21 protein-coding genes are annotated in these 24,107 nt (G+C 61.5%); 5 read left to right on the plus strand and 16 right to left on the minus strand.

The annotated features are described in order from the left end of the window. Positions 1-276: 276 nt before the first annotated feature. The 3 genes from clpB to rluD form a co-directional block, all read right to left on the minus strand. A complete protein-coding gene (gene clpB / locus J3P95_RS21585) occupies positions 277-2,841 on the minus strand; it encodes an ATP-dependent chaperone ClpB (RefSeq protein WP_434558681.1) in 2,565 nt (854 codons plus the stop codon). A gap of 130 nt (positions 2,842-2,971) precedes the next feature. Further along, positions 2,972-3,697 carry a peptidoglycan editing factor PgeF gene (pgeF, locus tag J3P95_RS21590; protein WP_434579728.1) on the minus strand — a complete coding sequence of 242 codons (726 nt, stop codon included), beginning with the start codon at positions 3,695-3,697 and terminating at the stop codon, positions 2,972-2,974. Beyond that, entirely contained in the window at positions 3,694-4,656 is a 963-nt protein-coding gene (rluD, locus tag J3P95_RS21595) for a 23S rRNA pseudouridine(1911/1915/1917) synthase RluD (RefSeq protein ID WP_434558683.1), read from the minus strand. Before rluD ends, pgeF begins: the two co-directional genes overlap by 4 nt. Positions 4,657-4,806: 150 nt before the next feature. On the opposite strand from rluD, the gene J3P95_RS21600 reads away from it, so the two are divergent. From J3P95_RS21600 to J3P95_RS21615, 4 genes are all read left to right on the plus strand, one after another. Then, a complete protein-coding gene (locus tag J3P95_RS21600; RefSeq protein ID WP_434558684.1) occupies positions 4,807-5,823 on the plus strand; it encodes an outer membrane protein assembly factor BamD in 1,017 nt (338 codons plus the stop codon). Between the two features lie 122 nt (positions 5,824-5,945). Then, positions 5,946-6,179 (plus strand): PP0621 family protein, encoded by a 234-nt coding sequence (locus tag J3P95_RS21605; protein WP_434558685.1) that lies wholly within the window; start codon positions 5,946-5,948, stop codon positions 6,177-6,179. After that, a complete protein-coding gene (locus J3P95_RS21610) occupies positions 6,169-7,758 on the plus strand; it encodes a two-component system sensor histidine kinase NtrB (RefSeq protein ID WP_434579727.1) in 1,590 nt (529 codons plus the stop codon). The genes J3P95_RS21605 and J3P95_RS21610 overlap by 11 nt, the downstream gene beginning before the upstream one ends. Then, positions 7,755-9,101 (plus strand): sigma-54-dependent transcriptional regulator, encoded by a 1,347-nt coding sequence (locus J3P95_RS21615; protein ID WP_434579725.1) that lies wholly within the window; start codon positions 7,755-7,757, stop codon positions 9,099-9,101. Before J3P95_RS21610 ends, J3P95_RS21615 begins: the two co-directional genes overlap by 4 nt. 187 nt (positions 9,102-9,288) lie before the next feature. Here the strand turns inward: J3P95_RS21615 and J3P95_RS21620 are convergent, their stop codons facing one another. From J3P95_RS21620 to J3P95_RS21655, 8 genes are all read right to left on the minus strand, one after another. Continuing rightward, positions 9,289-9,654, minus strand: a complete 366-nt coding sequence (locus J3P95_RS21620; protein WP_434579723.1) for a DUF6124 family protein — start codon at positions 9,652-9,654, stop codon at positions 9,289-9,291. A 1,252-nt stretch (positions 9,655-10,906) separates the two neighbouring features. Further along, positions 10,907-12,007 (minus strand): glycine oxidase ThiO, encoded by a 1,101-nt coding sequence (gene thiO / locus J3P95_RS21625; protein ID WP_434558688.1) that lies wholly within the window; start codon positions 12,005-12,007, stop codon positions 10,907-10,909. A 56-nt stretch (positions 12,008-12,063) separates the two neighbouring features. Then, the gene (locus J3P95_RS21630; protein ID WP_434558689.1) at positions 12,064-12,468 is read right to left on the minus strand and encodes a type IV pilin protein; all 405 of its coding nucleotides are present in this window, start codon (positions 12,466-12,468) and stop codon (positions 12,064-12,066) included. Between the two features lie 10 nt (positions 12,469-12,478). After that, positions 12,479-15,586, minus strand: coding sequence for a pilus assembly protein (locus J3P95_RS21635; RefSeq protein WP_434579721.1), 3,108 nt, complete (start codon positions 15,584-15,586; stop codon positions 12,479-12,481). Beyond that, the gene (locus J3P95_RS21640; protein ID WP_434558691.1) at positions 15,573-16,067 is read right to left on the minus strand and encodes a pilus assembly PilX family protein; all 495 of its coding nucleotides are present in this window, start codon (positions 16,065-16,067) and stop codon (positions 15,573-15,575) included. Before J3P95_RS21640 ends, J3P95_RS21635 begins: the two co-directional genes overlap by 14 nt. Next, positions 16,064-16,780 carry a PilW family protein gene (locus J3P95_RS21645; protein ID WP_434579719.1) on the minus strand — a complete coding sequence of 239 codons (717 nt, stop codon included), beginning with the start codon at positions 16,778-16,780 and terminating at the stop codon, positions 16,064-16,066. The genes J3P95_RS21640 and J3P95_RS21645 overlap by 4 nt, the downstream gene beginning before the upstream one ends. Then, entirely contained in the window at positions 16,777-17,238 is a 462-nt protein-coding gene (pilV, locus tag J3P95_RS21650; protein ID WP_434558693.1) for a type IV pilus modification protein PilV, read from the minus strand. Before pilV ends, J3P95_RS21645 begins: the two co-directional genes overlap by 4 nt. Continuing rightward, positions 17,235-17,708 (minus strand): GspH/FimT family pseudopilin, encoded by a 474-nt coding sequence (locus J3P95_RS21655; RefSeq protein WP_434558694.1) that lies wholly within the window; start codon positions 17,706-17,708, stop codon positions 17,235-17,237. Before J3P95_RS21655 ends, pilV begins: the two co-directional genes overlap by 4 nt. Before the next feature lie 129 nt (positions 17,709-17,837). On the opposite strand from J3P95_RS21655, the gene J3P95_RS21660 reads away from it, so the two are divergent. Further along, positions 17,838-18,377, plus strand: a complete 540-nt coding sequence (locus J3P95_RS21660; protein WP_434558695.1) for a GspH/FimT family pseudopilin — start codon at positions 17,838-17,840, stop codon at positions 18,375-18,377. Here the strand turns inward: J3P95_RS21660 and ispH are convergent. The 5 genes from ispH to ribF form a co-directional block, all read right to left on the minus strand. Continuing rightward, positions 18,331-19,278 (minus strand): 4-hydroxy-3-methylbut-2-enyl diphosphate reductase, encoded by a 948-nt coding sequence (ispH, locus tag J3P95_RS21665; RefSeq protein ID WP_186613047.1) that lies wholly within the window; start codon positions 19,276-19,278, stop codon positions 18,331-18,333. The genes J3P95_RS21660 and ispH overlap by 47 nt on opposite strands. 71 nt (positions 19,279-19,349) lie before the next feature. Next, a complete protein-coding gene (fkpB, locus tag J3P95_RS21670; RefSeq protein ID WP_434558697.1) occupies positions 19,350-19,787 on the minus strand; it encodes an FKBP-type peptidyl-prolyl cis-trans isomerase in 438 nt (145 codons plus the stop codon). Then, positions 19,780-20,292 carry a signal peptidase II gene (lspA, locus tag J3P95_RS21675; protein WP_434558698.1) on the minus strand — a complete coding sequence of 171 codons (513 nt, stop codon included), beginning with the start codon at positions 20,290-20,292 and terminating at the stop codon, positions 19,780-19,782. Before lspA ends, fkpB begins: the two co-directional genes overlap by 8 nt. Beyond that, positions 20,285-23,116, minus strand: coding sequence for an isoleucine--tRNA ligase (gene ileS, locus J3P95_RS21680; protein ID WP_434558699.1), 2,832 nt, complete (start codon positions 23,114-23,116; stop codon positions 20,285-20,287). Before ileS ends, lspA begins: the two co-directional genes overlap by 8 nt. A gap of 13 nt (positions 23,117-23,129) precedes the next feature. Next, a complete protein-coding gene (gene ribF / locus J3P95_RS21685) occupies positions 23,130-24,068 on the minus strand; it encodes a bifunctional riboflavin kinase/FAD synthetase (RefSeq protein WP_434558700.1) in 939 nt (312 codons plus the stop codon). Positions 24,069-24,107 lie beyond the last annotated feature (39 nt).

Here is a 24,107-nt window from a genome sequence, read left to right on the forward strand (position 1 = left end):
TGAAGCTAGCTTCAACCTCTTCGACCCGTCTGCATCGCTGCGTTCGTGTGTCTGAGGCGCGCTATTCTACAATCTTCAAAACCTCTGTCAACCCTTTAAATTGCTTTCAAGACAATGATTTGCAACTTATTTTGGCTTCCTTCTCAACGAGAAGTTGCCCTCGGGGTGACGTACTGCGGGGCGCACTTTACAAGCCTTTTCCTTTGAGTTCAACGGCCTGATGAAAAAAATGGCCTCGCAAGACGAGGCCATTCCAATCACAGGCTGTTGCGGTTGTCAGTTGAAAACGATTTCGTCGTTTTCCACGGTGCCGGTTACGGTTTCGCCCGGCATGAAGCGACCGGACAGGATCAACTGCGCCAACGGGTTTTCGATCCAGCGCTGGATCGCCCGCTTCAGCGGCCGTGCGCCGTAGACCGGGTCGTAACCCACGGCGATCAGCTTGTCCAATGCCTCATCGCTCAGTTGCAGCTTCAGCTCGCGCTCAGTGAGGCGGGTGCGCAGGCGACCCAATTGGATCTCGGTGATGCCGGCGATCTGATCCCGAGCCAGCGGCTCAAAGATCACCACTTCGTCGACCCGGTTGATGAACTCCGGCCGGAAGTGCGTGGAAATCGCATCCATCACCGCAGCACGTTGCGCCTCGCGATCCCCGACCAGTTCCTGGATCTGCGCCGAGCCCAGGTTGGAAGTCATCACAATCACCGTGTTGCGAAAGTCCACCGTCCGCCCGTGGCTGTCCGTCAAGCGACCGTCCTCAAGCACCTGCAACAGAATGTTGAACACGTCCGGGTGAGCCTTCTCGACCTCGTCGAGCAGGATCACCGAATACGGTTTGCGCCGCACAGCCTCGGTCAGGTAGCCACCTTCTTCATAGCCGACATATCCCGGCGGAGCACCGATCAGCCGGGCCACGGAGTGTTTCTCCATGAACTCGGACATATCGATGCGCACCATGGCTTCCTCGGTATCGAAGAGGAATTCGGCCAGGGCCTTGCACAGCTCGGTCTTACCCACACCGGTCGGACCGAGGAACATGAACGAGCCGCTCGGGCGGTTAGGGTCCGACAACCCCGCACGGGAACGTCGGACGGCGTTGGACACCGCCACCACTGCCTCTTCCTGGCCGATCACGCGTTGGTGCAGCAGGCTTTCCATCTTCAGCAGCTTGTCGCGCTCGCCTTCGAGCATCTTCGAGACCGGAATGCCGGTCCACTTGGAGACCACTTCGGCGATTTCCTCCTCGGTGACCTTGCTGCGCAGCAACTGGTTTTCGCTCTTGCCGTGCTGGTCGACCATTTGCAGGCTGCGCTCCAGGTCCGGGATCACCCCGTACTGCAGCTCGGCCATGCGGTTGAGATCGCCTTTGCGCCGGGCCGCTTCCAGTTCCTGGCGAGACTGCTCGATCTTCTGCTGGATTTGCGCCGAGCCCTGGACTTCGGCCTTTTCCGAATTCCAGATCTCTTCGAGATCGGAGTATTCACGCTCGTGCCGGACGATTTCTTCCTGCAGTTTTTCCAGGCGCTTTTTCGCTGCCTCGTCGCTTTCTTTCTTCAGCGCCTGGGACTCGACCTTGAGTTGGATCAGGCGTCGCTCCAGGCGGTCCAGCACCTCGGGCTTGGAGTCGATCTCCATGCGGATGCGGCTGGCGGCCTCGTCGATCAAGTCGATGGCCTTGTCCGGCAATTGCCGGTCGGTGATGTAGCGGTGACTGAGCTTGGCCGCCGCGATGATCGCGCCATCGGTGATCGCCACCTTGTGGTGAACCTCGTAGCGCTCTTTAAGGCCGCGCAAGATAGCGATGGTGTCCTCTTCACTTGGCTCTTCCACCAGCACTTTCTGGAAGCGCCGCTCCAAAGCAGCGTCTTTCTCGATGTACTGGCGGTACTCGTTGAGCGTGGTCGCGCCGACGCAATGCAGCTCGCCGCGAGCCAGCGCAGGCTTGAGCATGTTGCCCGCGTCCATCGAGCCTTCGCCCTTGCCGGCACCGACCATGGTATGCAACTCGTCGATGAACAGGATGATCTGCCCTTCCTGCTTCGACAGTTCATTGAGCAGGGATTTAAGCCGCTCCTCGAATTCGCCGCGGTACTTGGCGCCGGCGATCAGCGCGCCCATGTCCAGGGACAACAAGCGCTTGCCCCGTAGTCCATCGGGCACTTCACCGTTGATGATGCGCTGGGCCAAGCCCTCGGCGATGGCGGTCTTGCCCACGCCTGGCTCGCCGATCAGCACCGGGTTGTTCTTGGTGCGGCGTTGCAGAACCTGAATGGTGCGGCGAATTTCATCGTCACGGCCAATCACCGGGTCGAGCTTGCCCTCTTCGGCGCGTTTGGTCAGGTCGACGGTGTATTTGTCCAGCGCCTGGCGTGCCTCCTCGTGGTTGGGGTCATTGACCGCACCACCGCCACGCAGGTTGTTGATGGCGTTTTCCAGGGCTTTCTTGCTCACGCCCTGGCCGAGCAGCAACTTGCCGAGCTTGCTGTTCTCGTCCATCGCGGCAAGCAGCACCAACTCGCTGGAGATGAACTGGTCACCTTTCTGCTGGGCCAACCTGTCGGCCTGGTTGAGCAGCCGCGCCAGATCCTGGGACATGTTCACGTCACCGGTCGGATTCTGGATTTTTGGCAATTGGTCGAGTTCTTTGGCCAGCTCTTTGCGTAGGCTGCTGACGTCAAAGCCCACCTGCATCAACAGGGGCTTGATCGAACCGCCTTGCTGCTCGAGCATGGCTTGCATCAAGTGCGCCGGTTCGATACCGGGATGGTCCAGGCCGACGGCCAGGGACTGGGCGTCGGAGAGGGCCAACTGTAATTTGCTGGTTAAACGATCAATACGCATGGGTCACCTTCCTTTTGAGCAGGCCGGACCTTTGAAACGTCCTGAATGAAGAAACCTGCCAGATACCGCTATAGATGTGGTCGATTCTGGAGGATTCAAGCAGTGCGCTGTTGATACAGATCAGGGGAGTCTAGCGTTCGAGCCAGATCAGGGAAGCGAAGCGACCGGTACGGGCGTTGCGGCGGTAGGAAAAGAAGCGTGGGTCCGTCACGGTGCACAAGCCGCCACCGTACACGGCCGTTACGCCACGTACCGCCAGGCGCAGTCGTGCCAGCGCGTAGATATCCGCCAGGAACTTGCCGGCGTTGTGACTGGGCGTGAAGGCTTGCTCTGCTTTGGGCAGGTGCGCGATGAAAGCTTCACGCACCTCCGGTCCGACTTCGAAGGCTTGCGGACCGATGGCCGGGCCGAGCCAGGCGAGGATTTCACCGGCGGGCCCTGCAAGGCAATCAAGGGTGGCTTCCAGCACACCGTTCGCCAACCCGCGCCAACCGGCATGAGCCGCCGCGACCCGGGTACCGGCGCGATCGCAGAACAATACGGGCAGGCAGTCGGCCGTCATTGAGGTGCAGGCGATGCCCGGCGTGGCGGTCCAACTGGCATCGGCGGTGACGACCTGGGCCGGATCAGCCTCGACCACGTCGGTGCCGTGGACTTGCTGCAACCAGGCAGGACGCATGGCGAAGCGATCAGTGAGGCGGCGACGGTTCTCGGCGACAGCCGCAGGCTCATCGCCGACATGATCGCCCAGGTTGAGGCTGTCGAACGGCGCCAGGCTGACGCCGCCCTCACGGGTGGTGACGCAGGCCTTGACCCAGGCCGGCGCGGGCCAGTCGGGTGTCAGCCAGTCATTCATCCGATGAACGCCTCGCGGTCCTGCTTGAGCAACGTCAGCAGCCAGACGAAGTCATCCGGCAACGGCGACTCCCAGCTCATGCGCTTGCCGGTCGTCGGGTGATCCAGCTCCAGGAAACGCGCGTGCAGCGCCTGGCGCGGGAAATTCTTCAGCGATTCGACCATGGTCTGGTTGGCGGCCGGCGGAATGCGGAAACGACCGCCATAAGCCGGGTCGCCCACCAACGGGAAGTTGATGTGGGCCATGTGCACACGAATCTGGTGGGTACGACCGGTTTCCAGCTTGACCCGCACATGCGTGTGGGAACGAAAACGCTCCAGCACGCGGTAATGACTGACCGCCTGCTTGCCGCCCTCCATCACCGCCATGCGTTGACGCTGCTGGCCGTGACGACCGATCGGGGCGTTGATCTTGCCACCGGCGGTGACAACCCCGATGACGATGCATTCGTAAATGCGGCTGACACTGCGACTCTGCAACTGTGTGACCAGCTGTGTCTGCGCCTGGAGGGTCTTGGCCACCACCATCAGGCCGGTGGTGTCCTTGTCAAGGCGATGCACGATACCGGCGCGTGGCACATTGATGATGTCCGGCACGTGGTGCAGCAAGGCGTTGAGCAGGGTGCCATCGGCATGACCGGCCGCCGGATGGACCACCAGGCCGGCAGGCTTGTTGATCACCAGGATGTCATCGTCTTCATAGACGATGTCCAGGGCGATGTCCTGGGCGACCCATTCTCCCTGGGCCTCCTGTTCGGCGGTGAGTTCGAGGATGGCACCACCGTGGACAATGTCCCGCGGGCGGATCACCGCGCCGTCCACCGTCAGGCGACCGTCCTTGATCCAGGCGGAAAGGCGCGAGCGCGAGTGCTCTGCGAAGAGTTGGGCGGCGACTTGATCGAGGCGTTGGCCGCCCAATTCGGACGGCACCTCTGCGCGAAGTTCTATTTTATCGGACATGCTCGGACTGGGCGTCGGCACAGCCTTTGGTTTCGGCTGCGCGCTTGTGGTTAAATACGGCGTCTTTTGCCCCGAGGCTTTCAACGGGGCGCTCATCATAACAGGACGGCCCCGCCCAAGACAGCGGCCGTCATAGGGACGCAAGCCGCCATGCAAGTGAAACACCTGCTGCTGATCGCCATCCTCGCATTGACTGCTGCTTGCTCGTCGAAGGAAGTCGTAGACGAAAACCTGAGCGAAGTCGAACTGTACCAACAGGCGCAGAACGACCTGGATAACAACAGCTATACCAGCGCCACCGCCAAGCTGAAGGCGCTGGAGTCGCGGTATCCGTTCGGTCGCTACGCCGACCAGGCCCAGCTGGAGTTGATCTACGCCAACTACAAGAACGCCGAGCCGGAAGCCGCGAAGTCCGCCGCCGAGCGCTTCATTCGTCTGCACCCGCAGCATCCCAACGTCGATTACGCTTACTACCTCAAGGGCCTGACCTCCTTCGACCAGGACGTCGGCCTGCTGGCGCGCTTCCTGCCGCTGGACATGACCAAGCGTGACCCGGGCGCCGCGCGCGACTCCTACAACGAGTTTGCCCAGCTGACCAGCCGCTTCCCCAACAGCCGTTATTCGCCAGATGCCAAGCAGCGCATGATCTACCTGCGCAACCTGCTGGCTGCCTACGAGATTCACGTGGCGGACTACTACCTGACCCGCCAGGCCTACGTCGCCGCCGCCAACCGCGGCCGCTACGTAGTGGAAAACTTCCAGGAAACCCCTTCGGTGGGTGACGGCCTGGCTGTCATGACCGAGGCCTACCAGCGCCTGCACCTGGATGACCTCGCAGCCACCAGCCTGGAAACCCTGAAGCTGAACTACCCGGACCACCCTTCCCTGGCCGACGGCCAGTTCACCCCGCGCGTCGACGAAGCCGACAACCGTTCGTGGCTGAGCAAGGCTACCCTGGGCCTGATCGAATCCCGTCCTCCGCTGCCGCCGGGCGAAACCCGCGCCAACCAGGACGTTCAGCGCCAGTTCCAGGATGCCAAGGAAGCCATTCCGAACGAGCTCAAGCCCAAGGACGAAAATGGCGACGTGATCGAAGAAGAAGAGCCTGAGAGCGAATCCAGCGCCCGCTCCTGGTTCAGCTACATGACCTTCGGCATGTTTGACTGAGACCAGGCCTGACGAAAAAGGAGACCTGCGAGTCTCCTTTTTTGTGCCTGGATTTTATTGCGCTGTGCGCCGTTCCAGTCCTTGGCTAAACTGCCTGATCTCTAGCCGAAAAGCCGCCCATCATGCTTCGTTTACTGTTCTGGATTGTCCTGATTGCCGCCGCGATATGGTTGTGGCGCAAGTTCAAGGGGCCCACATCCGCACCGAACTCGCCCCGGGAACAGGACGCACCGCCCATGGTTCGTTGTGCTCATTGCGGCGTTCATCTGCCGCGGGACCGGGCGCTGACGCTCCAGCAACAGTGGTATTGCAGCCAGGCTCACCTTGAGCAAGGCCCGGGCACTCGTGATCGCTGAGGCTTCACGCCCTCACGTCAAACAGGCGCAGCGCCTGCTGCGTCTTTATCACCTGTACCGTCTGAGCATCGGCATCACCCTGGTGCTATTGATCTCCAGCAACATGGACAACCGCTTGTTGGAGTTTGCAAACGACGACCTGCTGCGCAGTGGCAGTTGGTTGTATCTGGTGCTGAATATCCTGCTGGTGGTGTTTCTTGAGAACACCCGACGCCCCGCCCGGCTGTTCGGCCTGGCACTGACTGACGTCCTGCTGCTGTCGTGGCTGTTCTTTGTTGCAGGCGGTGCTCCCAGCGCCATCGGCAACCTGATCATTGTCTCGGTGGCGATTGGCAATACCTTGTTGCGCGGGCGGATCGGCCTGTTGCTCGCAGCCGTCGCCACGATTGGTATCGTCGGTTCGAGCTTGTTCCTCGGCCTCAGCGATTCGAGCCGCCCCAGCAGTTATTTGCAGGCCGGCACCCTGGGTGCCTTGTGCTTTGCCGCCGCGTTGCTGGTGCAAGGCCTGACCCGGCGCCTGGAAGTCAGCGAAAGCCTGGCCGAGCAACGAGCCAGCGAAGTACTCAGCCTCGAAGCGCTCAACGCGCTGATCCTGCAACGCATGCGCACCGGCATCCTCGTGCTGGATCGCCAGCGCAAGGTGCAACTGGCCAACGAAAGCGCCCTGAACCTGCTGGGCATGCACGACTTGATCGGCCAGCGGATCGACGACTATTCCTACGCCCTGGTCGAACGGCTGCAAGGATGGCTGAACAATCCCAGCCTGCGGCCGCAAAGCCTGACCATCAGCGGTACGGGCCTGACACTGCAACCCAGCTTCATCGTCCTGGGGCCGCAGGACCAGCAGCAGATCCTGGTTTTTCTTGAAGACCTGGCCCAGGTGGCCCAGCACGCCCAGCAACTCAAGCTCGCCTCCCTCGGGCGCCTTACCGCCGGTATCGCCCATGAAATCCGTAACCCCTTGGGGGCGATCAGCCACGCCGCGCAATTGCTGCGCGAATCCGAGGAACTGAACGACGCGGACCGGCGTCTGACGCAGATTATTCAAGATCACTCCCAACGAATGAATCGCGTCATTGAAAATGTCCTGCAACTGTCTCGCCGCCAGCAAACCGCGCCCCAACGCCTGGATTTGCGCACATGGCTGGAACAGTTCGTCCAACAGGCCCGCGAAAGCGTGACCGAACAGCAGCATCTGCACCTGAGCATCGACCCGGGCGAGTACGTCACGCTGATGGATCCCGACCAACTGACCCAAGTGCTCGACAACCTGCTGCGCAATGCCTGGCGCCACAGCGCCATGGTTCATGGGCAGGCCGAGGCCTGGCTGAAACTGTTCATCGAGCCGCACAGCCAGCTCGCCATGCTGGACATCATCGACAACGGCCCCGGTGTAACACCCGATCAACAGGCGCACTTGTTCGAGCCTTTCTTCACCACCAGCAGCCAGGGCACCGGCCTTGGGCTTTATCTGTCCCGTGAGCTGTGCGAAAGCAACCAGGCCCGCCTAGACTTCAAACCACGCCAAGGCGGCGGCTGCTTTCGCATCACTTTTGCTCACGGACGGAAACAGATTTGAATACACGCTCACGGCAACGAATCCTGATCGTCGACGACGAGCCGGACATCCGCGAACTCCTGGAAATAACCCTGGGACGGATGAAACTCGACACCCGCAGCGCCAAGAACCTTGCCGAGGCTAAGTCGCTGCTGGCGGGCGAAGCCTTCGACCTGTGCCTGACCGACATGCGCCTACCCGACGGCACCGGGCTGGAACTGGTGCAACACATCCAGCAACGTCATCCCCAACTGCCCGTGGCGATGATCACCGCCTATGGCAGCCTGGAAGTCGCCATCGACGCCCTCAAGGCTGGTGCCTTCGACTTCCTGACCAAGCCCGTCGACCTGGCCCGCCTGCGGGAGTTGGTCGGTAGTGCCTTGCGCATGCCGCCCGTCGCTTCACCGGGAGCGACCGTCGAGCGCTGCCTGCTGGGCGACTCCCCGCCCATGCGCAACGTGCGCAAACAGATCGAAAAACTCGCCCGCAGCCAGGCGCCGGTGTACGTCAGCGGTGAATCGGGATGCGGCAAGGAACTGGTCGCCCGCTTGATCCACGAGCAGGGCTCGCGAGCCAGCCAGCGCTTTGTGCCCGTCAACTGTGGGGCGATTCCGACAGAGCTGATGGAAAGCGAGTTTTTCGGTCATAGAAAAGGCAGCTTCAGCGGCGCCATCGAGGACAAGCCCGGATTGTTCCAGGCTGCTCATGGCGGGACTCTGTTTCTCGACGAAGTGGCCGACTTGCCATTGGCGATGCAGGTCAAGCTGTTGCGAGCCATCCAGGAAAAAGCCGTGCGCGCCGTGGGAGGCCAGCAGGAAGAGGTGGTGGATGTGCGTATCCTGTGCGCCACCCATAAAGACCTGGACGCGGAAGTCGCCGCCGGGCGTTTTCGCCAGGACCTGTATTACCGGCTGAACGTCATCGAACTCCGTGTCCCGCCATTACGTGAACGCCGCGAAGACATCGAGCCGCTGGCCAACCACGTGCTCCAGCGCCTGGCCGCCAGCACCGGCAGCCCTGCGGCCAAGCTGCACCCACGCGCGCTGGACGCCCTGCGCAATTACCGCTTCCCAGGCAACGTGCGGGAGCTGGAAAACATGCTCGAACGGGCCTATACCCTCTGCGAACACCAACAGATCGAGGCCGAAGATCTGCGGCTGGCCGAGGGCGGTAGCGCTGGCGACTCGGGCAGTCCCGATTTGATGCAGGTCGACAATCTGGACGGCTATCTCGAAGAGGTCGAGCGCAAGGTGATTCTCCAGGCACTGGAAGAAACCCGTTGGAACCGTACGGCGGCGGCGCAGCGATTGAAGTTGTCGTTTCGGTCGATGCGGTATCGGTTGAAGAAGCTGGGATTGGATTGAGCCACGGTTTCGAAGCCCATGTATTCCCCTGTGGCGAGGGAGCTTGCTCCCGCTGGGCTGCGCAGCAGCCCCAAAAGCAGCGACTCGATCAACCTGATGCACCGAGGTCTCAGGTTGGGGGCCGCTTCGCAACCCAGCGGGAGCAAGCTCCCTCGCCACAGGTTCGGCGTTCGCTTTCGCAGCTCTTCTAGCCTTCCGCCACCGGCACCCGTTCGTCCAGCACTCGATTGGCCAGTAATTCACTCAGTTCAATCAGTTGTTGTATCCCCAATGCAATCTGCCGTCGTGAGCCTTCCAGGTCGAAGGCCAGGTCGCTGATGGTTGCGTTGGCTGAGGCCAGGGTTTCGCTGAGGTTGGTCAGCAGGCATTCGACGTCGATGCCGTCCACGACGGTGAACAGCTGGTACGGGGCTGGTTTCTTTTTGGTTTCAGGTTTTGGGTCGAGGTAAGAATCGATGACGCGTTTGGCGGCTTCATCGAGCTTTGGGTGATCCGGATCGACGTCGGTCGGCGACGGATCTGTTTCGGGAGGATTGGGTGTAACTTTGAGCATCGTGCATCTCCAAGTTTTGGAGCTGTCACCGATCGCCGCGACGCGATTGAAGGTGGCAGCTGTACGCAGGTTCGCGGACCGAACTTGGAGACTCGGCATACCCGAAGGTATCCCACGCACAGCCAGCCATGACAAAACGACAAATACCGAAGCACCGTCGTGGGCTGGAATTATGCACCAAGTTAGCGGGCCGCGACGCCCGGTCGCTGAATTGGCAGCGACGGGAAAAGGTTAGCCGGAGCTCTTCCCACCCGGCAACCGCCAGAACTCGTCGGAAAAGTCGGCTTGGTTTAGATTGTTGTCCGAACATTCCCACAAATCTTGGTTGGGGTGAGGTCGACATTGTCGGGGGGTGTAGATCCGTTTCTTCGGTAACGGCTGCTTAGGGTTCCGCCCTTACGGCGTCTCACTTTTGAGAAGCGCAAAAGTAAGCAAAACGCTTTTGCCCCACCACTCGGCACCTCGCTTAGGCTCGGTGTGCCCGCCCTCCGGCATTGCTCCGTGGGCCCGCCGCGAAGGGCCATCCATGGCCCAGCGCGGCTATCCCGGCATCCATGCCGGGATACCCACTCCACAATGCCTGCGTGCGGCCATCGTGGTTAACGGGGCGCCGAGATCAACGTCCGTCGCGAGGCGGCCTGATAGCCGACCTGATTTTGGGTGGGATCGCGTTTCTCTTGTGAATACGGGCTTCTTTGCGATGACGGTGGGTCAGCAGGCGTGGGGGACGAAGGTACCGTGGCGAGGGAGCTTGCTCCCGCTCGACTGCGAAGCAGTCGTAAAAAACCACACTGCGATTATCCAGATACACCTTGCTGAATGGTTCTGGGTCTGCTGCGCAGCCCAGCGGGAGCAAGCTCCCTCGCCACGGGGGTATCGTTTTTCTTGAGTGCCGCAGCGAGCAGGCTCGCACAGGAAAAACGCAATCCCACCCAAAACCAGGTCGGCTATCAGGCCGCCTCGCGACGGACGTTGATCTCAGGCGCCCCGTTAACCACGATGGCCGCACGCAGGCATTGTGGAGTGGGTATCCCGGCATGGATGCCGGGATAGCCGCGCTGGGCCATGGATGGCCCTTCGCGGCGGGCCCACGGAACAATGCCGGAGTGCGGGCATGCCGAGCCTAGGCGAGGCACCGAGTGGTGGGGCAAAGGCGCTTTGGTTACTTTCGCGCCCTTCGAAAGTGACTCGCCGTAAGGGCGAAACCTTAGGAGGCCGTTACCGCGACAACGGATATGTCCCCGGTAAAACCTTACAACCGCCCAGCAGGCGCATAAGGTCGCGGATCAATCACCGCCTCACGCCCCAACATCAAATCGACAAACAACCGACACGAAGCCGGCGCCAGCACCAGCCCATTGCGATAATGCCCGCAGTTCAACCACAAACCCTCGAACCCAGGCATCTCGCCGATAAAGGGAATACCTTCCGGCGACCCCGGCCGCAACCCGGCCCAATGCCCCACCACCTCGGCATCGGCCAGCGCCGGAACCAGCGCCACCGCCGAAGCCTTGAGACTCTCCAGCGCCGCATCGGTCGGCGTTTTGTCGAAGCCTTCACGCTCCAGCGTACTGCCAATCAGAATGTGCCCGTCACGACGGGGAATCGCGTAACGGCCCCTGGCGAGGACCATGCTCGACAGAAAATCCTCAGCGCACTTGTACAGAATCATCTGGCCCTTCACCGGCTCAACCGGCAGCTTCAGTCCCAATGTCCCAAGCAACTCGCCACTCCAGGCGCCGGCGGACAGTACCACTTGATCACCGCGGACCTCCCCCGATGAACTCTCAACCCCGACGACACGCCCACCGTCACGGATAAAACCGCTGACTTCGCAATGCTCGTGAAGCGTGACGTTTGGCATCGCCAGCAAGGCAGCTTTGAGGGACTTGACCAGCCGAGGGTTGCGCACGTTAGCCACATCGGCCATGTAGATGGCCCGGGAAAACCCCGAACCGAGCACCGGTACAGCGTCATGCACCGCGCTGATATCCACCGCCCGCAGCGGACGCCCTTCCCGCTCGGCCCAGGCCAGTGCTTCGTCTTGATCGTCCAGGTCCAGCCAATACAAGCCGGTGACGTGCACTTGCGGATCGATTCCGGTCGCCGCGAACAAGCGCTCGCCCAGCTGTGGATAAAAATCCTGCGACCAATGGGCCAGCGCGGTAACTGCCGGGGTATAGCGCCACGGGTAAAGGGGCGAAACGATACCACCACCGGCCCAGGACGACTCCTGACCAACACCGGAACGGTCCAGCAGCACCACACGCAGCCCTTCGGAGGCGAGATTGAACGCAGTCAGCAGGCCAATGACGCCGCCGCCGACAACCACCACTTGTTGTTGCCTGGTCATGTTCTGTTTCGACTCACAAAGACAGGGGGCGCAAGAATGCGCCCGGAAAATAAAACTCAGCGGCCCCAGCAGTCCTTGGCGGTCACGCCGGCAGCGGAGTTGACATTGCCCCGCTTGCCCGTGTTGTCGATCGTGAAATCACCGCACTTGTCGGTCGCCATGGACGAACCGCTCCTGCGCATGGCGGTCAGGGTATAGGTCTGTTCCGTCAGCGTCGTCGCGGTAATGGTGTAGAAGTCGTTGCCGCCGCTCAGGCCGGTCGCGTTGGTATAGACGTTGTTCTTCGAGTAGTGTCGCTCAAGGATCTGCGCCTGCTCCGACAAGAGCCCCGCGATTTCGGTACGCCGGCCTTTCTTCATGTATTCGCTCAGGCTCGGATAGCCGATGGTGATCACGATACCGACGATCGCGATCACGATCAGGATTTCGATCAAGGTGAAACCCCGGTTGGATCTGCGCATGTCTTACCTCTCACTGTATTTGCCGCCACATGATACGGCGACTGCCGCCCACGGATTTGCCCAACAGGTCGGTGATACCGCCACCGGAATCGTTCACGATCATGTTAGTGGCCCCGTTGGCATTGACGACGGCGCTCAGGGTCGGGATACCGCCCGTGAACACCACGCCGGCGGAGATCGTGTCGAGACTGTTGAGCGCGCCATCGTTGTTGGTATCGAGTACCGCATAGTTGAGCATCTTACCGTTGAAAGCATCCACTTCGATGAGTTTGCCCGTACCGAAGCTGGCGCAAGGGTCGGTGGTGTCCACGGCGGCGGTGGTGAAGACAACGCGCCCGAGCACCAGGCTGGCTGGATTGATCACCCTCTCGCCGGTCAGCGCGTTATTGTAGATCAGTGGCAAATACCAGCCCTTCTGCGCGGGATAAGCCACGTCGTTCTGGCTGGTGGTCACGAACTGACCCGTGGCGCCTGAAAAAATGCCGGTGATCGATTGCGCCTGCAAGCTCGACACGGTGATTTGTCCGGCGCCACCGGTGGCATCCCAGATTGAATAGAACCCCTGCAGGTCCTTGTTGAGCTTGTCCACCGATTCGTTGAACTTGCCCGTGCCGAAAAATACCTGGATGCCGCCTTGAGGATTTTCCGCCAGCAGGGGCTGGGCGGTGATCGGCTGGGTCGCTCCGCCTGGGGCGGTGAACAACGGCTGGCCGGCAAACGCCAGGCCCCAGGTGTTGGGAGACGCGCCGCTGAGGTCGAATTTCCACATCCGTCCTTTCAAGTCTCCGCCATAGGCCGCTTGCACCACGTTCTGCGAGTTGACCCGCAGCTTGACCGACGAGAGGCCGTTATCGGTCTCGCTGCTGTTGATGACAATCTTGCGAATCAGCGAGCCGTCGCGAATGTCCACCACGTACAACGCCGCCACGCCGGTGTTGCTGCCGTAGCCATTGGAAATGAACGCCGCCCAGCGACCATCCGACAAACGCGCGACTTCGGGGCGCGCGTAGGCGTAGCCCAGGTCGTTGAAGGCATTGGCCGTGTTGGCAACCGTCGGCGCGCTGATTTCCCACAGCGCGCGGATCGCGTTACCGGCCGATGCGTCGAACAATTGCACCGCATAAAACGCCCGCCCGCCCGCCCCGGTACCGCCCAAGGCGAGGGTTTTCCAGGCGCTACCCATTTGCGCATCAAATACGCCGACCTGCCCGTCCACCAAGAACTTGTGGCTCACGCCATTGATGTAGCTGGGATCGGCGATGAGCTGCAACGAGGGCAGCACGCTCGACGGCATATAGGCGTAGCGCCGGGTGCCATTCGTGCTGTTGATGACGCTGAAAAAACCGTCATTGCCATTCACCACCAGGCTGCTGCTCATGTTCGCCGCCTTGGTGGTCAGGTACGTGCTGTAGCTGGTGTCGTTCAACAGGTCCGAGGCAGTCTGGTCGTTGGGCGAAGCCAGGGCCAGCGGCGAGTTGATGATGTCCCCGAGCAAGACGCTGCGCACCTTCAGCCCGGTCTTGTTGACGCCCTTGCTCCACTGCACCAGATCGATGCCAGTAATCCCTGTGGGCAAGCCCTGGCTCAGGCTGGTTTGCTGGGCCGGTGAAAAGTTGCCAAAGGCCAGGGTCACCGGCACGTTGGTTGCGGTGTTCCACGACTGGTAGGTCGGCGCAGTGGCGCCGGGCACGATGGCGGTATCGGTAGTCCATTGCAGCGCCGCTGTATTGACCGTTCCGGTCGAGGTGAAACCGAACGCCTTGATGGTGCCGCGCCAGTCCTTGGGATCGTACGTCGTCTGGTAATAACTGGAGGTGCTGGACAGCGTGGCGCCATTGCTGGTGCCGCCGCCCCCGGAGCCGGCCTTGGAGGTGATGTCGCTGAGGGCCGACGACAGGGCTGAGTTCAGGCCTTCGCTGTCGGTCGCCGGATAATACCTGCCTGCACCGTAGCGGGCAGCGTCGGAAAGCATCTGGTTCGTGACGGCAAAACCTACGGTGTAGGTATTGAGGTACTGACGACGAAACTCAGCGCCGTCCCAGCTTTTCCCCGTGACGTCAGTGCCTGTGGAGCGCATGTCGATGTCGAAGGCAAACTTGGCGATGTCGTCCAGATAAAGCGTGTCACCCTCCGCATCGCCAACGGGATTGGCGCCATCGTTGGTGCTGATACCATCCCAATTAGGAAGACGGTTTCCGCCTAGCGGGTCATTGGTAGGAAACGTTCGGTCAAAGGTGGGTAAACCATCAGTGATCACCACGCCAAAATTTTTCTGGCATCGGTATTGGATCGGACTGGTGTAGGTGCTGGGTGTGCCGTTGTAGTACGGCGCCATGCCCCGGAAGTAGCGGGTGACTTCGTAGTAGCTCTCGGCCAACGGCGTATTGGCGACGGCGCCCAAGCCGTTGATGGCGCTGATCAGGGCGCTGTAGTTGGTGTTGGCCTGGGTCTGGGTGACGCTGCCGCTGACCGGTGACAGGTCAGTGATGGCCCGAGCGATGTAACCGCCTGGACCGGAGTTGCCGCTGTTGGGCGGGTTGAACGTGGCGAGGCCGATGCGCAGGGCGCGGTTATTGGCGACCAGGTCGGCCGAAACATCGCGAGCCACGTTGATTCGGTAATCGGTGGGGATTGAGCCGGTGGTGAAGTCGCGGCTTGAACCGTTGGACAAAGTCAGCAAATAAGACAGGTATTTGGCCGTGTAGCGCGTATTCCCGTTGCCCACGGGGTCGGGCAACCTCAGGCAAACCTCCCCTAGGTCGCTTCGATAAAAGCCATACCAGTTGCCAGCCCTGGAACAGCCGCCACGGGACAGACTTGCCAATAGAACATTGCCGTCCTCCATATTCAGCCTAGCAATGCTGTTGCAGCTGGTGGTGGATTCACACGTATAAACGGTAGGCTGCGAGACCGCCGGATCAAACCCCGCCGCCCAGATAATGTTGTTCATACTCCCAGAATCATCAATCAGCAGCATCACGTTGGGCGTCACCGCCGCCGCGCTCAACAGCGGCGACTCCGAAGGGGTGAAGCCGTAGACCGGGGCCGCCAGGTACAGGCTCAGCAACACCCCGCAAAACGCCTGTCGCCAGCCCCCTAGCCAGTTAGTACTTCGCATAGATGCTCTCCACCACGCTGCGCTGGTTATTGCCCACTACCGCCACCGCCGTGATCCGATACAGCGTCGCCGAGGTATTGACGGGTACATTGACCGCCGCCAACGTGGTGCCAATGTTCTGCACACCATAAAACCCTCCGGCGGCGGCCACCCAGAGCACTCCTGATGATGAATTGCGCCCGGCCGCCGCCACCGTCGCCGACTCGGCCGGCGGCGCGCACTGGGCCGTGGTGTTGCACACCGGCAGCGAGTAGCTCTCGGCCTGTACCGCGCTTTCACCGACCCTCAGCGCAGCCTCGGCCATCTGGAACGACTGGTTGCGCTGCATGACGCTGCTGGTCATTTTTTCCTGGAGGGTGGCGCTCTGCATCGACGACAGGCCGATCAGCGTCAGCAACAGCAAGAACACCAGGCTCACCAGCAATGCCATGCCGCCCTGGCGGTGCTTGAGACCTGTCGAAGTCATCGATCGCCTCCTCATAGCAGCCGGTTGCGCAAGGCGGCAACCACGTTGAAGGTCTGCTCGCGCACGGCGTTCTTGGGATCGAACAGCGTCAGCGTCAGGCGCACGCTGCGGATCAGCGCCGGGTCGCTCGGGTTGCCGGTGTAGCTGGTGGCCGCGATGTCCGTTGCGCTGGCGGCCACGCCGAACGTCACGTCGAACGCCCGCACATTGTCCACCAGCACCGACAGGGTCGGCGGATTGCCGGTGCCGCTGCCCAGCAGCAATTGGTTGTTGTTGAAGCTGTAGACCAATCGGCGGATCGGGAAGGCCAACTGTCCCGCAGCCGGCACCCGCGCGTTCGAGTAGGCGGTCGCCGAGGTGCGGCAATCGGAGACGACGGTCCAGGTCGGTGCGTTACCGCCGCTCCCGATGTCCGCCGTTACCAGGGTCAGTCTCCGGTTCGCATTGTCCCAGCGGATCGGGGTGATCTGGCTGGCCGCGAAACTGTTATCCGTCGAGGCATCCGTAATGGTCGCCAGGCAACCGAACATGCCGACCATGCGAATTTCCTGGACCATCTTGCTCATGGCAAACCGCGCGTCCTCCTGCATCACTGCGGCGGCGCTCTGGCTGGCGTAGGTATTTTTGGCGGCGATGAATATCTGCACCACGCCCAGCACGACGATCAGGCTGATCACCAGCGCGATCATCAGTTCGATCAGGCCAAAGCCCCGGCTATATCTATTCATGGCGTCGTCGTCAGTGGATCGACGGCGACACGGCTGGTCAGCACAAAGGTGCGTCGCGCTTCTTCCGCGTTGGTCGTGTTGGCGGCCCGGGCATCGTCCCAGGCAATGGTGATGGTGTAGACCCGCTGGTTCAACGCAATGGTGCCGGTGGCCGTGGCGCCGCCGAAGGCGACGATGTTGGTCTTGAAGTCGTACAGGTCCTGGTCCCGAGTCACGCTGAGGTTGGGCGAACTGGGCGGGGTAACGGTGTAGTCGGCCGCGGAATTGGCGCGGATGCGGTCGAGCATGTCGTAGGCGATGAAGCTGGCCTGGCTGGTCATGCGCGAGCTGTCGGTGTATTTGAGCGCATTGAGCTGGATCATCGCCGCACCCAGCAGCCCCACGCCGAGAATCAGCACCGCCACCAGCACCTCGATAAGTGTCATGCCCTCCTGTGCGTTTTTACTGCAACCCTTCATCCGCAATTTCCACCCAGTACGATTCGTCCATTGAGGCAAACACTGAGCGTCCTGCTCTGCGCCCCTCTTACGTAAGTGAAGCTCACCGGCGTCGCCGGTGCCGATAATCCGCCCAGGTTGTTGAAGTCGATGCTGGTCACTTCTGAGGGTAGCGTCAGAGTCGCTCCGCTGCCCATGGCTGGAACAACCCGCAATACATTGGGCGCAATGCAAGCACCGGCATATACCGCCAGTTCGCTGCTCCAGACGCTGCCCCCCGCCGTCGGGCAAAGCCGTACCGTGATGCCACGGTCAATCGCCGTCATCCGGGCAAAGTTCAGTGCCCGGCGCAAGTCGCCGACCTCGGTATCGGCCTTGGTGCCCTGCATTGCCCCGGTGAATGCCGGCACCGCCATGGTGATCAGGATCAGCAGCACGCCGAGGGCCACCAACACCTCGATCAGCGTGAAACCTTTTGTACGAAGATCCATCGATGCCCTCCGTTGCCGTCGGCTATACCTGCTTCTACACGCTAGAACAAACAACCGCCGTGTGTGCAGTTGTTTCGGTTTGACGGCGCACGGATCGCGTCGTTTTTCGTACTCCAGGGAGGAGACGTCATGCGCCAACAGGGTTTCAGCCTGATCGAACTGCTCATGGGACTGGCAATCGCCGCAATTGTTCTGCCGTGGGCCGGTACAGGCTACAAAGAGCTGATCGAATCCATCGAACGCGAGGACACCGCGCAGTTGCTGCTCAGCGGGTTACGCAGTGCCCGCAGCGAAGCCATCATGCGTAACCGCCGAGTATTGATACATGGGATAGACAATGATTGGGGCAAGGGCTGGCGGATCACCCTGGACAACAAGGAGAAGACCTTGCTGAAGGAACGCAGCGCAAGCGCGCGCGTGATCGGCAACCAGACGGTGAAACGCCGGGTAAGGTTCGGTAGCCATGGGGCGGCATTACACGCCAATAACTCTTTCCAGGCCGGCACGCTGCATGTCTGCGCCAAACGCGGGCCGGTCAGCCACCATCAAGTGATACTGGCGCCCTCCGGCCGCGTCCGCCTGGAAAGTATCAAAGCCGAAGAGGCCCTGTGCGAAAAAGGACTCAAAGCAGCGAGCGGACGCGCAACTCCTTCGGCATCGAGAACGTGATGTTTTCCTCGCGGCCGGACAACTCATCCGCCCCCGTCGCCCCCCACGCCTGCAACTGCTGGATCACGCCGCGTACCAGTACTTCCGGCGCGGAGGCACCGGCGGTAATGCCAATCCGCTCGACACCGTCGAACCAGCTGCGCTGCATGTCCTCGGCACCGTCGATCAGGTACGCCGGGGTGGCCATGCGTTCGGCCAGTTCGCGCAAGCGATTGGAGTTGGAGCTGTTCGGGCTGCCGACCACCAGGACCACATCGCACTCGTCGGCCAGTTGCTTGACCGCGTCCTGGCGGTTCTGGGTCGCGTAGCAGATATCGTCCTTGCGCGGCCCGCCGATGGCCGGAAAACGCGTACGCAGGGCGTCGATGACCCGGCTGGTGTCGTCCATCGATAATGTGGTCTGGGTGACAAAAGCGAGCTTTTCCGGATTACGCACCTGCAAGGCCGCCACATCCTCCTCGTCCTCGACCAGGTAGATTGCGCCGCCGTTACTGGCGTCGTACTGGCCCATGGTGCCTTCGACTTCCGGATGGCCCGCGTGGCCGATCAGGATGCACTCTCGACCGTCGCGGCTGTAGCGCGCCACTTCGATGTGCACTTTGGTCACCAGCGGACAGGTGGCATCGAACACTTTCAGGCCACGGCCGGCGGCTTCGGTCCGTACCGCCTGGGAAACCCCGTGGGCGCTGAAGATCACGATGACGTCGTCCGGCACCTGGTCCAGTTCCTCGACGAAAATGGCCCCGCGGCTGCGCAGGTCCTCGACGACGAACTTGTTGTGCACCACTTCGTGGCGCACGTAGATCGGCGGCCCGAAGACTTCCAGGGCGCGGTTGACGATTTCGATCGCCCGGTCCACGCCGGCGCAGAAGCCACGGGGGTTGGCGAGTTTGATTTGCATGCTGTGCCTCGTGTCTTACGCGCAAGAATTGAATCAGTGAACCGGGTGGCAGCAGAACTGCCGAACAGACGTTAAACCGCGTTGACCTCAAGAATCTCCACTTCAAAGCTCAAGGTCTTGCCCGCCAACGGGTGATTGAAATCGACGGTCACCTGGGCATCGTCAAAAGCTTTCACCACACCCGGCAGCTCGGCGTTGGCCGCGTCATTAAAAATCACCAGCAGGCCCTCGGACAATTCCATGTCCTGGAACTGCGAGCGTGGCATGGTCTGCACGTTTTGCGGATTGGGCTGACCAAAGGCGTTTTCCGGTGGAACGACCACGGTGCGCTTGTCGCCGGCCTTGAAACCGAAGATCGCCGCTTCGAAGCCCGGCAGCAGGTTGCCATCGCCGACTTTGAACACCGCCGGCGCCTTGCCGAAGGTGCTATCGACAGTGTCGCCGTTTTCCAGGTGCAGGGCGAAGTGAAGCTTCACTTCGGTGTTTTGAGCGATACGCTGCTCAGTCATGGACGGCTTCTCCGGTTTTCTTGCTCTTGAACATGTCCAGGGCGAGCATCACAGCGCCCACGCTGATGGCGCTGTCGGCAAAGTTGAACGCCGGGAAATACCAGCGGTTCTGCCAATGCACCAGGATGAAATCGATCACGTGGCCCAGGGCAATCCGGTCATAGAGATTGCCCAGCGCGCCACCCAGGACCAACGCCAACGCCACGGCCAGCCAGGTCTCGTCACGCCCCAGGCGCTTGAGCCAGACCACCAGCACGGCGCTGACGACGATGGCGATCAGCGCGAACAGCCAACGCTGCCAGCCCGAACTGTCGGCCAGGAAGCTGAACGCCGCACCGGTGTTGTAGGCCAGCGTCCAGCTGAAGTAGTTGGGAATGACCACGATCTGCTGGTACATCGTGAGCGAGCCTTCGAAGTAGTGCTTGCTGGCCTGGTCAATGACCAGTACCAGCGCGCTCAACCAGAGCCAGCCCAGCCGCCCGAAGCGGCCCGCCACATTAGGCATAGTGACGAACCTCGCCGGTGCCGCTGATGTTGTCGACGCAACGGCCGCAGATTTCCGGATGCTCCGGGTTCACGCCGACGTCTTCGCGGCAGTGCCAGCAACGGGCGCACTTGACGAAGCTCGACTTGACCACCTTGAGCTTCAGGCCACTCACTTCGGTAACCACTGCGTCGGCCGGTGCTTGCACCAACGGGGCGACGCTGGCGGTTGAGGTGATCAGCACGAAGCGCAATTCGTTGCCAAGCTTGGCCAGGTCGGCACTCAACGCCTCTTCGGCATACAAGGTCACTTCGGCTTGCAGGTTGCCACCGACGGCCTTGGCCGCGCGCTGGATTTCCATTTCCTTGTTGACCGCCGCCTTGACCGACATGATGCGGTCCCAGTAGGCACGGTCCAGCTCAAAGCCTTGCGGCAGTTCGGTCAGGCCTTCGTACCAGGTGTTGAGCATCACCGATTCGTTGCGCTCGCCCGGCAGGTACTCCCACAGTTCGTCGGCGGTGAACGCCAGGATCGGCGCGATCCAGCGCACCAGCGCTTCGCTGATGTGGAACAGCGCAGTCTGGCACGAACGACGCGCCTTGCTGTTGGCGCCGGTGGTGTACTGGCGGTCCTTGATGATGTCGAGATAGAACCCACCGAGCTCCTGCACGCAGAAGTTGTGGATCTTGGAGTAGACGTTCCAGAAACGGTATTCACCGTAGTGCTCCTGCAATTCGCGTTGCAGCAGCAGGGTCCGGTCAACGGCCCAGCGGTCCAGCGCCAGCATGTCTTCAGCCGGCAGCAGGTCGGTGGCCGGGTTGAAACCGGTCAGGTTCGAGAGCAGGAAGCGCGCGGTATTGCGGATCCGGCGATAGGCGTCCGCACTGCGCTGGAGGATCTGATCGGAAACGGCCATCTCGCCGGAATAGTCAGTGGAAGCGACCCACAGGCGCATGATGTCGGCGCCCAAGGTGTCGTTGACTTTCTGCGGCGCAATCACGTTGCCCAGGGACTTGGACATTTTGCGGCCGGACTCGTCGACGGTGAAGCCGTGGGTCAGCAGCTCGCGGTACGGCGCGTGGTTGTCGATGGCGCAACCGGTGAGCAAGGACGAGTGGAACCAGCCGCGATGTTGGTCCGAACCTTCCAGGTACAGGTCGGCGCGCGGGCCGGTCTCGTGGCCCATCGGGTGCGAGCCGCGCAGCACGTGCCAGTGAGTGGTGCCGGAGTCGAACCAGACGTCCAAGGTGTCGCTGATCTTGTCGTACAGCGGTGCTTCGTCGCCCAACAGCTCGGTGGGGTCCATCTTGAACCAGGCTTCGATGCCTTCGACTTCGACGCGCTTGGCAACGTCTTCCATCAGTTCGACGGTGCGCGGGTGCAGTTCGCCGCTTTCCTTGTTCAGGAAGAACGGGATCGGCACGCCCCAGTTGCGCTGGCGGGAGATGCACCAGTCCGGACGGTTGGCGATCATCGAATGCAGGCGCGCCTGGCCCCAGGCCGGCACGAACTGGGTTTGTTCAATGGCCTTGAGCGAACGCTGGCGCAGGGTGTCGCCGCTGGTGGGCTGCTTGTCCATGCCGATGAACCACTGCGCGGTGGCGCGGTAGATCAGCGGGGTCTTGTGACGCCAGCAGTGCATGTAGCTGTGTTCGATGACGGTGGTGTGCAGCAGCGCGCCGACTTCGGTCAACTTGTCGACGATGGCCGGATTGGCTTTCCAGATGAACTGGCCGCCAAAAAACTCCAGCGATGGCACATACACGCCATTGCTCTGCACCGGGTTGAGGATGTCGTCGTTGACCATGCCGTACTTCTTGCAGGTCACGAAGTCGTCGACGCCATAGGCCGGCGCGGAGTGAACCACGCCAGTGCCTGCGCCCAGCTCCACGTAGTCGGCCAGGTACACCGGCGACAGGCGGTCATAGAACGGATGACGGAAATTGATCAGCTCCAGCGCCGACCCCGGGGCGGTGGCGATCACCGAACCCTCGAGGTTGTAGCGGGCCAGGCAGGACTCGACCAATTCCTCGGCCAATACCAGCAGCTTGTCGCCGACATCGACCAGGGCGTAGTTGAATTCGGGATGAACGTTCAGCGCCTGGTTGGCCGGGATGGTCCACGGCGTGGTGGTCCAGATCACGATCAAGGCGGGCTTGGCAAGCTTGCCCAGGCCGAAAGCAGCGGCGAGCTTGTCTTCATCGGCGATCGGGAACGCGACGTCGATGGTCGAGGACTTCTTGTTCTCGTATTCGACTTCCGCCTCGGCCAGGGCCGAACCGCAATCGAAGCACCAGTTCACCGGCTTGAGGCCCTTGAATACGAAACCGCCCTGGACGATTTTCGCCAAGGCGCGAATTTCGCCGGCTTCGTTCGCAAAGTCCATGGTCTTGTACGGGTTGGCGAAGTCGCCCAGCACGCCGAGACGGATGAATTCGGACTTCTGCCCTTCGATCTGCTCGGTGGCGTAGGCACGGCACAGCTCGCGGGTCTTGTCGGCGCCCAGGTTCTTGCCGTGGGTGACTTCGACCTTGTGTTCGATCGGCAGGCCGTGGCAGTCCCAGCCCGGCACATACGGCGCGTCAAAACCCGACAGGGTCTTGGAGCGGATGATCATGTCCTTGAGAATCTTGTTCAGCGCGTGACCGATGTGGATGGTGCCGTTGGCGTACGGAGGGCCGTCGTGCAGGACGAACTTCGGACGATCCTTGCCAATTTCGCGCAACTTTCCGTACAGGCCAATGCTGTCCCAACGCTGCAGAATCTGTGGTTCGCGCTGAGGCAGGCCGGCCTTCATTGGGAAGGCGGTGTCCGGAAGGTTTAGCGTGGCTTTATAGTCGGTCATTTAAGGCTCTTCATTAGCGATTGGCGCTGGTTGCGACAAGGGCACGGGCGGCGGCGATATCTGCATGGATCGCCGTCTTGAGCGCCTCCAGAGAGGCAAAACGCTGCTCTTCACGCAGCTTCTGGTGGAAAACCACCGTCAAACGCCGGTCATACAGATCGCCGGCAAAATCCAGAATGTGTACTTCGAGATGGGCCTTGCCATCTCCTTGCACCGTGGGCCGTACGCCGATATTGGCGACGCCGGGCCAGGTCTTGCCGTCGATCTCGACACTCACCAGGAACACCCCGGTCAGCGGCACACGACGGCGCTTGAGTTGCACGTTGGCCGTCGGCGTGCCCAATTGGCGCGCCAGTTTCTGCCCGTGCAGGATCCGGCCGGCAATCCGGTATGGCCGGCCAAGCAGGCGCTCGGCCAGTTCGAAGTCGCCAGCGGCCAAGGCATTGCGAACCTGCGTGCTACTGACCCGCAGGCCGTCCATCTCGACGGTCTGAGCAGCTTCGACGGTGAAGCCTTGGGCGATACCGGCCTGTTGCAGGTAATCGAAATCACCTGCCCGGTCACAACCGAAACGGAAATCATCGCCGACTTCCAGATGCTTCACGTCGAGACCGTCCACCAGGATGGTATCGACGAATTCGGCGGCACTGAGCTTGCTCAGGCGCTGGTTGAAGGCCAGGCACAAGACCCGATCGACGCCTTCGGCGGCCAGCAGTTGCAGCTTGTCGCGCAACCGGGCCAGACGGGCCGGAGCGGTGTCCGGGGCGAAAAACTCCCGGGGCTGCGGCTCGAAGATCACCACGCAGCTGGGCAGGCCCAACTCCAACGCACGCTCGCGCAGCCGCGCCAGGATAGCCTGGTGGCCACGGTGAACACCGTCAAAGTTGCCAATAGTGGCGACACAGCCCCGATGCCGGGGACGCAGGTTGTGGAGGCCTCGAACCAGCTGCATAACGCGCTTCTTGCTCATAAAGTGGCCGATTATAACCAC

It is taken from the genome of Pseudomonas sp. Z5-35, from assembly GCF_051131945.1.
In the GTDB taxonomy this organism is placed as follows: Bacteria; Pseudomonadota; Gammaproteobacteria; order Pseudomonadales; family Pseudomonadaceae; genus Aquipseudomonas; species Aquipseudomonas marvdashtae.